11 protein-coding genes are annotated in these 12,546 nt (G+C 48.4%); 7 read left to right on the top strand and 4 right to left on the bottom strand.

What is annotated here, in order from left to right; translation table 11 throughout:
* Positions 1 to 1,638 carry a PucR family transcriptional regulator gene (locus C7R92_RS03560; protein ID WP_106833274.1) on the bottom strand — a complete coding sequence of 546 codons (1,638 nt, stop codon included), beginning with the start codon at positions 1,636 to 1,638 and terminating at the stop codon, positions 1 to 3.
* 132 nt (positions 1,639 to 1,770) lie between these two features.
* Here C7R92_RS03560 and C7R92_RS03555 point away from each other — a divergent pair, with 132 nt between their 5' ends.
* A complete protein-coding gene (locus tag C7R92_RS03555; RefSeq protein ID WP_106833273.1) occupies positions 1,771 to 3,279 on the top strand; it encodes a CoA-acylating methylmalonate-semialdehyde dehydrogenase in 1,509 nt (502 codons plus the stop codon).
* A 31-nt stretch (positions 3,280 to 3,310) separates the two neighbouring features.
* Positions 3,311 to 4,675, top strand: a complete 1,365-nt coding sequence (locus tag C7R92_RS03550) for an aspartate aminotransferase family protein (RefSeq protein WP_106833272.1) — start codon at positions 3,311 to 3,313, stop codon at positions 4,673 to 4,675.
* Positions 4,676 to 4,837: 162 nt separating this feature from the next.
* On the opposite strand, the gene C7R92_RS03545 is transcribed toward C7R92_RS03550, so the two are convergent.
* Positions 4,838 to 5,167 carry a MazG nucleotide pyrophosphohydrolase domain-containing protein gene (locus tag C7R92_RS03545; RefSeq protein ID WP_106833271.1) on the bottom strand — a complete coding sequence of 110 codons (330 nt, stop codon included), beginning with the start codon at positions 5,165 to 5,167 and terminating at the stop codon, positions 4,838 to 4,840.
* A 95-nt stretch (positions 5,168 to 5,262) separates the two neighbouring features.
* On the opposite strand from C7R92_RS03545, the gene C7R92_RS03540 reads away from it, so the two are divergent.
* The 3 genes from C7R92_RS03540 (at position 5,263) to C7R92_RS03530 (ending at position 8,758) form a co-directional block, all read left to right on the top strand.
* On the top strand, positions 5,263 to 5,844 hold the full coding sequence (locus tag C7R92_RS03540; RefSeq protein ID WP_017249115.1) for an LOG family protein: 582 nt from the start codon (positions 5,263 to 5,265) through the stop codon (positions 5,842 to 5,844).
* Between the two features lie 166 nt (positions 5,845 to 6,010).
* A complete protein-coding gene (locus tag C7R92_RS03535) occupies positions 6,011 to 7,312 on the top strand; it encodes a hypothetical protein (protein WP_106833270.1) in 1,302 nt (433 codons plus the stop codon).
* A gap of 186 nt (positions 7,313 to 7,498) precedes the next feature.
* Positions 7,499 to 8,758: a hypothetical protein gene (locus C7R92_RS03530; protein WP_106833269.1), complete on the top strand. Its 1,260-nt coding sequence runs from the start codon at positions 7,499 to 7,501 to the stop codon at positions 8,756 to 8,758.
* 10 nt (positions 8,759 to 8,768) lie between these two features.
* Here C7R92_RS03530 and C7R92_RS03525 read toward each other — a convergent pair whose 3' ends face one another.
* Together C7R92_RS03525 and C7R92_RS03520 are read right to left on the bottom strand one after the other, a co-directional pair.
* Complete coding sequence (locus C7R92_RS03525; protein ID WP_017249112.1) at positions 8,769 to 9,197, bottom strand: hypothetical protein; 429 nt, start codon at positions 9,195 to 9,197, stop codon at positions 8,769 to 8,771.
* A gap of 9 nt (positions 9,198 to 9,206) precedes the next feature.
* Entirely contained in the window at positions 9,207 to 9,689 is a 483-nt protein-coding gene (locus tag C7R92_RS03520; protein ID WP_244195633.1) for a hypothetical protein, read from the bottom strand.
* Between the two features lie 216 nt (positions 9,690 to 9,905).
* Here C7R92_RS03520 and C7R92_RS03515 point away from each other — a divergent pair, with 216 nt between their 5' ends.
* Together C7R92_RS03515 and preA are read left to right on the top strand one after the other, a co-directional pair.
* Positions 9,906 to 11,252, top strand: a complete 1,347-nt coding sequence (locus C7R92_RS03515) for an NAD(P)-dependent oxidoreductase (RefSeq protein ID WP_106833267.1) — start codon at positions 9,906 to 9,908, stop codon at positions 11,250 to 11,252.
* A 15-nt stretch (positions 11,253 to 11,267) separates the two neighbouring features.
* The gene (gene preA, locus C7R92_RS03510) at positions 11,268 to 12,545 is read left to right on the top strand and encodes an NAD-dependent dihydropyrimidine dehydrogenase subunit PreA (protein ID WP_106833266.1); all 1,278 of its coding nucleotides are present in this window, start codon (positions 11,268 to 11,270) and stop codon (positions 12,543 to 12,545) included.
* Position 12,546 lies beyond the last annotated feature (1 nt).

Here is a 12,546-nt window from a genome sequence, read left to right as displayed (position 1 = left end):
TTACTGATGTTGCTCTTCTTTCCTTAACCATTCCCGCGCTCGCAGAGCGATTTCCAGGCAAATCCTGTTTTGCGTTGCCATGTAATCCTCACCGAGAATTTCTTCGATTTTTTCCAAGCGATGATAGAGCGTTTGTCGATGAATGAACAGTTTTTCCGCAGCCTCCTGCTTGGACAGGTTGACATCTAAATAGACACGCAGCGTATGAACGAGCGAGGAGCCGTGTGCTTGGTCATGGGCTAACAGCGGGCCTAGGTAATCGCTTATGAAGGTTTTTAACACAGGCTCACTAGGTACGTGGAACAGGAGTCGGAACAATCCGAGATCAGCGAAAAACGGACTGGATGATTCCTGGAAAAAAGCCAGTGCCTGTTCCGCCTCTGCGAGGTGTCGTCCAGCGTCAGACAACCGTTTTCCGGTTCGACTGACCCCCATCCATATTTGAACATCCGTTCCTAGCATTTGTGTCATGATTCTTTTGACGTCGCGAAAGGCTTTTTCCAGGGTACGACGGGAATCTGCAAGCGGCTGCTGCTCGATTAGCAAAAAGTAAAAGCGATGGCCCATGCAACGTATGAAAGGACGAAAGCGATGACGAGCCAATAGGGAACGGAAGATAGCTGTCAGATCGTGCGGCGGAAGGGAGTCCTCGGCCAGGTTCTTCGGCTTCTCAAACGATAAAAGAATCATGTGATAGGCCGATGCTTTACCGCTGCCTGTGATACCGAGTAAGGAACGCATTTGTTCCTCAGGTATGGAGCGGTTGGCAATCAAATCATCAAACAGCCGGTTTTCGGTAGCAAGCGCCTGTTCCTCCACAAACATTTTCCTCATTAAAATTTGGGCCATCGCGCTGACTGTATTGTCTAAGGTCAGGAGCAAATACTCATCCGGACTGCGTTCATACAAAACAATGCCGACATAAGCGAGCACGTGACCCATTGCCATCACTGGTTGATAGGCAAGCTGCCTGGTCGCAGAGAGAGAAAGGAAGCGGACGCCAGCTTCACTACTATCCAGTTCGGAAAAATGAGACCGCATCAAATCGCTCATCTCCACTGCAACATCATGCGGTACCACCGGGGCAAATTGTGTGGAGCCATCTGGTGCGTAATAGAAGACCTGCGTCTGAACTGCCACCTGAAAATGCTGCAATAGCTTGGGTATGCCCGCAGCCTGCAGGCTGAGCTGTTGCAAACTGCGAGAGTATGCTTCGAGATTGCGAAGTGCTTGCATCTGCGCATGGATCAAATACTCGTGCAAATCTTGCGTGATGTCCACAAAGCGGACGGGCTGATGAAAGACGAGCAACGGAAGCTGGTGGTGGTTCGCCAACTCTAGCATATCTTCAGGGATGGAGGGAATGTAACGTCCCAGCTCGATGCACAGCCCGACTGCTTTTCGCCGAATGAGCTCTGTTAAATACGCAAGTCGCTTTTCCTTTTCTTCGCCAAATCCTAGCCCGGTAGATAGGATCAGCTCTCCGCCATTTAAAAACTGTCCCGTATCGGCAGTCTCCAGGACGTGAACCCAGCGAACAGGTCGGGACAGGCCGCGATGCCCCGCCACCACTTGAGCATGTTGAAACAATGGACGCTTGATGATTTCTGCAATGGTCAGGCGCAAATCGTTGCTCATCAGGATCACCTCTTCCGTTTACACTCTGTATGATTAACCCTACGTAATGCGTTACGCTTTGTCTAGTGCTGACAGGCATTGTTTTTGGATAAAATGGAATTGTCAATGAATTGAACGTGAGGAGTTGAAGAGATGAACACAGCTATCGTTGGAAATCCGTTGAAAAACTACATTGGGGGGCAGTGGATAGATTCACTGACGACACGCTTTGAGGATGTACCCAATCCAGCAACAGGAGAATTGTTGTCACGCGTGCCACTATCGACGAGAGAAGACGTGGACAAGGCTGTTGCTGCTGCAAAGGAAGCGTTTGTGAGCTGGAGTGCTACGCCTGTCGTGGATCGTGCGCGCATTATGTTTCGTTTTCATAGTCTTCTCGTAAAACACGAGGATGAACTCGCCCGGATGATCACCATGGAGAACGGCAAAAATCTGCCTGAGGCACAGGCAGAGCTATTGCGTGGGCTGGAAATGGTAGAGTTCGCTTGTGGGATGCCGACACTGATGATGGGAGAAACATTGCCCAATATCGCAAACAGCATCGACAGTCAGGTGATCCGTTTTCCTTTGGGGGTAGTCGGCGGGATTACACCATTTAACTTCCCTGTGATGGTCCCGATGTGGATGTACCCGATTGCGATTACCGCAGGAAATACTTTTGTCTTGAAGCCCTCAGAGCGTACGCCGCTGTCTTCGATTCGAATTGCTGAACTGCTAAAGGAAGCAGGGCTGCCAGACGGTGTATTCAATGTCGTAAACGGAGCGCATGATGTCGTCAATGGTTTGTTGGAGCATCCGGACGTAAAAGCGATCTCATTCGTCGGTTCGCAGCCGGTTGCGGAATACGTGTACAAGACAGCAGCGGCGAACGGGAAGCGTGTGCAAGCACTGGCTGGGGCGAAAAATCACCATTTGGTCATGCCTGACACGGATTTGAAGCGCGCGGCAAAAACAATTACGAGCTCAGCATTCGGCTGCGCAGGAGAGCGGTGTATGGCAGCCAGTGCTGTAGTAGCTGTTGAAGAGATTGCCGATGAGCTGATCACGCATCTGATCGAGGAAGCCAATGCTCTCGCAATGGGGAATGGTTTGGAGGTGGGCATCGATCTCGGGCCAGTCATCCGTGATTCGCACTTGTCCAAAGTACATGACTACATTGAAAAAGGTGTTGCGTCTGGCGCCGCGCTGGTACGGGATGGTCGCGAGGATGCGAAAAGGCTGCCAGATGGTTACTTCCTCGGGCCAACGATTTTTGACAAGGCAGATGCCGAGATGGTCATTGTCCGAGACGAGATTTTCGCGCCTGTCTTGAGTGTCATGCGTGTGAAAGACTTTGAAGAGGGCTTGGAGACGATTAGTCGATCGCGTTTTGGCAATGGGGCGACCATCTATACGAACAATGGAAAATGGGGCAGAGAATTCGTTCAGCAGGTGGAAGCGGGGATGGTCGGTGTCAATGTAGGAGTGCCTGCTCCGATGGGCTTCTTTGCTTTCTCAGGCTGGAAGCAGTCCTTTTACGGTGATTTACATGCAAATGGAAAGGATGGCGTCCTCTTTTTCACGAAGAAAAAAACGGTCACATCCAGATGGTTCGAAGATGGAGATACCAGCATCGGCTCGCAAAAAGTTTTTGTAAAATAACCGCTTACGAAAAAATAAGGAGGATTGCGCGATGGAGCAAGGACAAGTGACGAAAGATTTTGATAAAGAGAGCTTGCTGAATGCCGACCGTTCGCATATGTGGCACCATATGTCCCCCTACAATCCCAATCCGATGATCGTAACGGAAGCGAGCGGGTCGTGGATCACGGATATCGATGGGAACCGGTACCTGGATGGAATGTCTGGCTTGTGGTGTGTCAACGTTGGCTATGGCCGACATGAGCTCGCAGACGCCGCTTACGAGCAGTTGAAGCAATTGGCTTATTTTCCACTCACACAAAGCCACGTCCCTGCTATTCGTCTATCCGAGAAGATCAGCGAATGGCTTGGCGAGGAGTATCGCGTTTTCTTTTCCAATAGCGGCTCTGAAGCGAACGAGGTCGCATTCAAGATTGCTCGTCAATACCATCACCAGAACGGGGAGTCGGGTCGTTACAAATTCATTTCGCGACATCGGGCTTACCACGGAAATACGATGGGGGCTCTTGCTGCAACGGGTCAATCCATACGCAAGGAAAAATACGAGCCATTAGCACCAGGCTTCCTTCATGTACCGCCGCCTTACTGCTATCGCTGTCCGGCTGGAAAATCGTACGGCAAATGTAATCTGGAGTGCGCCGAATATTACGATCAAGTGATCAATTGGGAAGGCGAAAAGACAGTGGCAGCGGTCATCATGGAGCCGACCATTACCGGGGGAGGCGTCCTCGTTCCTTCGCCCGAATACATGCCAAAAGTGCGGGAAATCTGCGATAAGTACGGCGTGTTGATGATCGTAGACGAGGTCATCTGCGGATTTGGTCGCTCAGGTCAAAAGTTCGGCCACCAAAACTTCGGAATCAAGCCTGACATCGTGACCATGGCCAAAGGTATTACGAGTGCCTACCTGCCACTTTCCGCAACGGCTGTGCGGGCAGAAATCGCAGACAAATTCAATGAGCAGGGGAATAATCTGCATTTCCGTCATGTCAATACGTTCGGCGGCAATCCGGCGGCATGCGCGCTTGCCCTGAAAAATCTCGAAATTTTAGAAGAGGAAAAACTGGTGGAGAGAGCGGAGGAGCTCGGTGCAGAATTGCGTGCCAAGCTGGCGTTTCTCGCAGATCATCCATACGTTGGAGACATTCGTAGCTTTGGCTTCCTGATGGGGATTGAGATGGTAGAGGATCGCAAAACGAAGGAACCCGCGGCGCCAGCGAAATTAACACAGGTGATTGCCGAGTGCAAGAAGCGTGGGCTAATCATCGGTCGCAATGGCGACACTATTCCGAGCTTCAATAATGTGCTGACACTCTCGCCCCCGTTTACCACGACGAGTGATGATATCGATTTTATTGCACAGGTTATGAAAGAAGCCTTTGATACATTGGAGTAGGAGTAGCTTGGACGAAAAGACGAAAGCAGCGGCAGACTAGGAGATGCGAAAAACCTAGGCTGCCGCTGTATTCATTCAACGATGAAGCTGGAAATGAAAACAAGATGCTCCATAGCTATCAAGTAGCTGATTCCATCTCGGTCATAATCCTCCTGCATGTTCTTACTCAGTCTCCGATTTTTGATAGCGCTTTTGCAGCTTTGCTCGATGTGCTTCCAATATCTCTTCAAAAGGAACCTCGTATTGGTTTGCCAGCAAGATTAAATTCCCGAGTACATCGCCCAGCTCTTCCACCAGCTCCTGCCGAGCTTCGTCTGCGGGTTTTTCCCCTTCATCAGGACGATCTCGGCCAATTTCAATGGCGCGTACAGCTCTTGCCAACTCGCCAGCTTCTTCCATCAAAAATCCCACACGAATAAACGGACCATACCCAGTCCAACCACGTTCTTGATAAAAATCTCCGACCCATTTTTGAAACTCAGTTATATTCATATGTATCTGTCCCTTCCTGATTTTAGTATAATTATATTACACGCAAAGAAATTCTGGAAAAGCCATTCTACTTCAACAAGTTTTGGGAGGATGACATGAAACGTATTTGTGTTTATGCAGGTTCCAATCCGGGTGTAAATCCACTTTTTGAACGGTACGCACAGGAGTTGGGAAAAGAACTGGTCGCTCGTGATCTTGAATTGGTCTATGGTGGTTCTAGCATGGGATTGATGGGACGCGTTGCAAATGCAGTTCTGGAAGGTGAAGGCAGAGCAATCGGCGTCATGCCTACCGGATTATTCCGTGGAGAAATCGTACATAAAGGGCTGACAGAATTGCATGAGGTCCTGACGATGCACGAGCGCAAAGCGAAAATGATCGATTTGTCTGATGGCTTCATTGCTTTGCCGGGCGGATTGGGTACCTTTGAAGAAATTTTTGAAGTGGTGAGCTGGGGTCAAATTGGCATTCACCAAAAACCAATCGGACTGTTGAACGTGGATGGCTACTATACACCGTTGATGCAAATGGTGGAGCATGCGACTGAAGCCGGATTTATTCCCGCTATGCAGGGCGAATTGATCCTGTGTGAGAGTGATCCCGCTATTTTGCTAGATCGTATGCGAGATTACACACCGCCAGTGAAAGTAAACAAATGGTCGGAACTGGAAAAATAAGAACGAGTAAAAAATAACCCGAAGCCTCCAATTGTGGGAGGATTTCGGGTTATTCTAGTTATTGACAGGATGAATGTAGGAGTGTTAATGTAGTTGATTATATACCTAGTAAACACATAGGAATAATATTAATATGATTCGTCTTCATACGTCAGGAGGATTCTTCATGAACAGATCAGCGAAATGGCTACAACTCTCCACTTCAGCTGCTGTACTCTCAGCGGCGCTCGTTTTTCCAACTGCAGTTGGTGCAACAACGAAAACAACGGTAGAAGCACACGTAGAGTGGAACAGCTTTTTGCAGCAGCAATACGGTGTGACTTTTGACAAGACGGTAACTCGCGAGCAATTTGAGAAAGCGTTGCTCAAGATCGTATCTACTACTACAAGTATATCGGAAAAAGACTTGTCAGCCAAAACTTTCTTGCCTGAATCCAAAGATGCCTCCAAGCTGGTTGTATGGGAAGCGGTAAGTGCTGCTGCAAAAGCTGCTGAGTTAAAAGAACTCGGGTATACATATAGTGAGGAAAAAGTAGCGGCTGCCTTGAAAAAAGCAGGGATTTCGTATAAAAAAGGCGGCACGCTTACCTTGCAGGCGGCACAAGAGCTGGCTGTAGCTATTGACACGGGGCTTGTGTCCGCCAATGCTTTGAAGTCAGCTTCTGTAGAAGGGGCAGTATCCGCAGAGCTTGCGAGTCAATTGCTAGCAAAAGTAACAGAGTTCCATGGCTCTGCCAAAAACTATCTGGGCACAATCGCCGATGAAGAGATTTTTGGCAAGCTCGCACAGGCGTGGAACGAATCGCAAATCATTAAAGCCGGTGAATTGCAAGAGCTTGTAGACAAAGGCTTGAAGCAAAACCTGATTACTGGCTACAATCTGAAGGATGCCGCATTCAATCCTCACTTCGATCCACAGCGCACGATTACGTATGGACATAGTGATATCGCTCACGCTATTCAATTAATCGGCTTGTTAAAAAGTGAAGGCGTCAATGCCAAGGTTCAATTTGAGCCGAAAACATCTGCCTTCATTTACTTGAAGGAATGGGGAGAGCCCGTTCAAACAGCCGATTATCAAGTGGTTCAGATTGAAAACGGCAACTACATTGCGTACGCCAAGGAGTACGATCTCAGCCTGGAATTCGACAGTGTAAAAGAAAAAGAGAAGTTCCAGCCACTTGTCTTGAAATATGCCAAACGGGATCAAGAGGACATGACCGGATTGCTTAAGGCTTCTTGGTGGCAGCCGCTTTATCATTCCCGCACGGAGCTGGCAGATTATGCTGTCATTACGAACAACGTGTTAAAAGATGGTCGTTATGTCGTGCAGTCTTTCTCCCTGAATGAAGAATCACCAAAAGTCGTGGAAGGCTTCCAAAAGCTGAATGACAAAGTAAAGGTAGAGACATACAAATTTTGGGTAGATCAACCGTTCTTTCATTATCTCAACGGCGAATCGAAGTAAATATCGTGCATCGAAAAGCGTCCTTCCCTTCACAAAGTCGGGGAAAGGACGCTTTATTCTATTACATGGATAATGGATTGAAAAATCCATTTAGCGGATCTTGTCTATTTCTGGTATAATTTAGGGATAACCGTTGTTTTATGGCGATGGTTGTATAGTCATGCTGATAGTTTGGGAGGGAATGAAGTGAAAAAGAAAGCGATAATGCTACTGTTGTCCAGCTGTTTGTTTGCTTCGACAGCATTCGCAGCAAGCGCATCAACGACATTGCCAAGCACGCCGCAAAGCGGTACGGGAAAATCCGTGCAGGCACCAGCAGATTTGTCAAAAGGGCTGCTCGTGAATACCTTCACTTCCCATCAGTGGAAACAAGATTCGCTTACGAAGCTACTGGGGAAATCCGTGAAAGAATTTGATGATTATGTGTATTATTCACAAGGAATCAGCATGAAGTGGGACGAAAACAAGCAAGCGTTTGCCGTTCTCGTTGAACCTTCCTATAAAGGCGAAGTTGTAAAAGGTATTACGACCGCTACTAGAAAAGACGAGATCGTCCGAGTCTTGGGTAAGCCGCATTTTTCCGATGAAAAGCTTGAGTTGATTGGTTATGCGGAACAGGGCTATCACTTGTTTTTCACGTTTGCTCAGGATAAAGTAAAAGCCATTTCGATTTATCGTCGTGATCAAATCGCTGATACAAAAGTACTTGTTGATATGGCTAAAAATTTGCAAGACTATGGTGAAAAATTAGGGGCACCCGCTCAATATGCTGATTTTTCTATCTTTGGTGCATGGGGTAAGCCGGATTTTTCGTACCACCTCAGAGGAATCGGTACATACGCGTGGGAGTATCCATCCAGAGGGATTGCCTACGATGGCATGCCAGATGATGCCACGCTAACCATCTACAGTAATTTTCCGAGCAAAGACAAGCTCGCTGATTTGAAAGACGTAAAAAACATTGTCTTTTCCAAAGAAGATTCCCTGTTCTTGATCGAAAAACTGAGAATCGAAACGGAAAAAGAAAAAACCGAATTGGCGAAAAAAGCTGGAATCCCATCACCAGACAAGAAAAAAATCGCGGTGATTGATTCAGACAATTTGTACAATACCGCGAATATTCGCTTCTATCAGCCAGACTACACACCGCAAGCCCAACTATTTCCAGGTTATTTTATCGATGAAGTAACATGGCTGGACAACAACTGGATCTTGTATCAGACAATGATGGGTGTGGGAGTTTATCATGTTACTACCCATGAAAAGATAGAAATTGTAGGAATGGAGAAAAAGGCAAACGAGCCGTTTGAAATGTTGGATGTCAATACAGTCAAGCCTGATCTGACAAAAAAAGCAATTGTGTTTGAAGTCAGCCTCAAAGAGAAGAATCAGACTTACACGGTTCGCTATCAAATCAAGGGCGACAAAATCACGTTTACCTGGTAGAGAGCAGGGACTATCGTTCTTTTTTAGCGATGATGGGCGTGCTGGCTGCTTCCTTTTCGGCCAGATACGACCGCATGCCTCGAACGAACAACTCACGAAGGACTTCCTGCTGCGTTTTGCTGCTGACGAGAGAGCGAATGAGCTCCAGCTCAGCGACCAATTCTGAATCAAGGTGAACGTTGACAGTCTTCCCTTTGGTTCGCGGGTGCAGCTCGTAGTACTCCGCTGATTTTTTTACGATTCCTTCGATGACAACAGCTTCGTTCAACCATTCCTGGTCGGGGAAATACAAGCATGGTGCTTCTAAAATAATATGGGTCAGTTCTTCGCTAAATCGTATGGCGAGGGTCTGGCCCTTTTTTTTATGCAAGTCGCGGATTTGTCGTGATCTCTCTTGATTGGCAACTGTATTTTCCAGCGTGATTACGGCCAGTTCCATAGTGCCTCCTTACGGGATGAGCAGTTCTTCTTCTGATACCGACAACAATACTTCTCCCGTTATTTCCAATTGGACTTGGTAGGTGAAGTGCTGATCGCTTCGCTCGACGGAGGTGATGATTCCCCAGCAGCAAGTGCTATCTCTTGTGAGCTGGACTCGATCCAAAACCTCGTAGCTCGGGCGAAGATACCCTTTTTTATATAGATAAGTGAGCACGGATTCTCGAGGAAAAAGAAATCGTTTGTTTCCTTGTTTACTGACCAAAAGGGGGAAGGTCTCCCGTTCGTCTATCCAATCCCCTAAATAGCCTTGATCTGCCCAGCGTTTGACGGTAGCCATACTGCCAGCACGACCAGCTTTGGTCTCCAGGATGTCTAGTATTTCACGTGAAGAGAGAAACGCTTTGCGCCTTTCGAGTTGTGTCAGGTAGTTTTTGCGCTCGGTTTCCAATTGGTTGAGAAGCGCATGTGCATCCGCGATTTTTTGTTTCAATACCCTGATCTCCAGGTCGTAATCCTTCATACGGGACGGCCCTTTCTTCCTTGTTTGTTTTTATCCTATTCGAACATGAAATCATTCATGTCAATCCAAGCAGATTGATTTCGTTTCCTTGCTAGGCAAATACGAAATGTAACAATCATAAAAAAACGATTTCGCACATTGATTAATAGCAAGCATGTTTAGATCTGGTGAGGAGGTTGTGGACAGATGAGCATTCCCAATGAGCTCGCGAAAAATTTCGCAGAAGTCGTGCCTGCCCTAAAACCGATGGAAGCCATCCATGAGGCAAATCGCTGCTTGTATTGCTACGACGCACCCTGTATTAAGGCTTGTCCCACGTCGATTAACATCCCTTCCTTCATCAAAAAAATTGCGACCGGGAATTTGTACGGATCAGCCCGGACTATCATGGAATCCAATCCTGTCGGGGCGAGCTGTGCGCGCGTATGTCCAACCGAGGAGCTGTGTGAAGGTGCCTGTGTACTAAATTCAGCTTCCAAGCCCATCATGATCGGTCTTCTCCAGCGTCACGCGACAGACTGGGCAATCCAAAATCAAGCAACGCTTTTTTCAAAAGGCGAAGCAAATGGAAAACGGGTAGCCATCGTCGGAGGGGGCCCAGCGGGATTATCAGCAGCACGTGAGCTTGCGCGTCTTGGCTACGCGGTTACGGTATTTGAAGCAAAGGAAAAGGCGGGAGGATTGAACACGTACGGCATCGTTTCTTTCCGTCTGCCACAGGAAATATCGCTATGGGAAGTAGAGCAAGTAGAGGCATTGGGGGTAGAGATACGTACCAATACGCGAATCGGTGTGGATGTAGCGCCAGAAGAGTTATTGGAACAGTATGATTCCGTCCTGTTGGCAACTGGTATGGGCAATGTCCCTCAGTTGCATATTCCGGGAGAAGAACTGGAAGGTGTCCTCGATGCGATCGCACTGGTGGAGGACACCAAGACCAAGGCACTATCAGACGAAATGCTCGGCAAAAAAGTCGTCATCATCGGTGCGGGGAATACGGCGATTGACGCTGCCACCTGTTCGAAACGGCTGGGTGCAGACAATGTTCAGATTTTGTACCGACGGACAGTTCAGGAGATGTCCTGTTATCAGTTTGAGTACGAATTCGCCAAGCAGGATGGCGTAGAGTTCCGCTGGCTCGTTGTCCCAACGCGTGTATTGGAGGAAAACGGCCGAGTGAAGGGATTAGAACTAGTGCGAATGGAGCTAGGTGAGCGGGATGAGAAAGGAAGAAAGCGTCCAGTAGAAATTCCAGGCAGTCATTTTGTCATTGAAGTCGATTATGTCGTCAAAGCGATCGGACAAAACAGACACCTGTCATTGATTGAATCATTTGGGCTCCAACACCGAAATGGGATTGTCGAGGTCGAGGAAGGCACCTATCGAACCTCCCATGTCAAAGTTTATGCGGCGGGCGATGTCATTTTTGGTGGAGGCAAGACAGATGCGATGGTAGTCGACGCAGCCAATCATGGGAAACGAGCGGCTCATGCCATCCATCAATCGCTCAGTGATCAAAAACAGCCGGTATAAAGGAGGAGCTCTATCATGGCAGATCTCAGCATTAATCTGGCGGGAATCCAATCCCCGAATCCATTCTGGTTGGCCTCTGCGCCGCCGACCAATTCAGGCTACCAAGTACAACGTGCCTTTGAAGCGGGCTGGGGTGGCGCGGTCTGGAAGACACTCGGAGAGCCGATCATCAACGTCACCTCCCGCTTTGCAGGACTGAACTTCGGTGGACAGCGCGTCTTTGGTTTCAACAACATTGAACTGATTACGGACAAACCGCTTGAGGTCAATTTGAAGGAAATGGATGAAACGAAGCGCCGTTTTCCGAAGCACACGTTGATTGCGTCGCTCATGGTTGAACATAAACAGGAAGCATGGCACGAGATTGTCAAAAAGGTGGAAGCAATCGGCGTAGACGGTCTGGAACTAAATTTTGGCTGTCCGCACGGAATGGCAGAACGCGGGATGGGCTCTGCGGTCGGTCAGCATCCAGATTTAATCCGGCAACAGGTCGAATGGGTAAAAGAAGTCGCCCAAACCCCTGTCATCGTCAAGCTTACCCCAAACATTACGGACATTCGCTTTACAGCGCGGGCCGCCAGCCAGGGGGGGGCCGATGCCATTAGTATGATCAACACCATAAACAGCTTGATGGGGGTTGATCTCGACAAATGGCTGCCGATCCCACATGTAGATGGAAAAGGGGCGCACGGCGGCTATTGTGGACCAGCAGTCAAACCAATCGCCCTGAACATGGTCGCAGAATGTGCACGCGATCCCAAGGTTGGTATCCCGATCTCAGGTATTGGCGGAATATCTGATTGGCGGGATACCGTTGAATTTTTGCTGATGGGAGCAACGGGTGTTCAAGTATGTACGGCTGCCATGCATCATGGATTCCGGATCGTCGAAGATATGATTGATGGGCTTAACAATTACCTGGATCAGCGTGGAATTGCGTCCGTGATGGATATTGTCGGCAAAGCGGTACAGACGTACTCGGATTGGGGCCATCTGAATCTGAATTACAAGGTCGTGGCGCGCATCCATGAAGAGACCTGTATTCATTGCAACAAGTGTCATATCGCTTGTGAGGACACTTCCCATCAATGCATTGACATTGTTGCTGATGCAGCGACGGGCAAAGAGCGCTTAGTCGTACGAGAAGAAGATTGTGTAGGCTGTAATTTGTGCTCCATCGTTTGTCCAGTGGAAGGAACGATCGAGATGGTCGAGATTCCGAGCGCCAAAGCCCCTCTCAGCTGGAATCAGCGGCAGGCTGCTTTGGCTGCAGGTGGCAGCTGCGAGCTGTAAA

It is taken from the genome of Brevibacillus porteri (assembly GCF_003013475.1).
Classification (GTDB): Bacteria; Bacillota; Bacilli; order Brevibacillales; family Brevibacillaceae; genus Brevibacillus; species Brevibacillus porteri.
The sequence above is the reverse complement of the archived record's forward strand: the minus strand, read 5'-3'. Positions and strand labels throughout refer to the sequence as shown.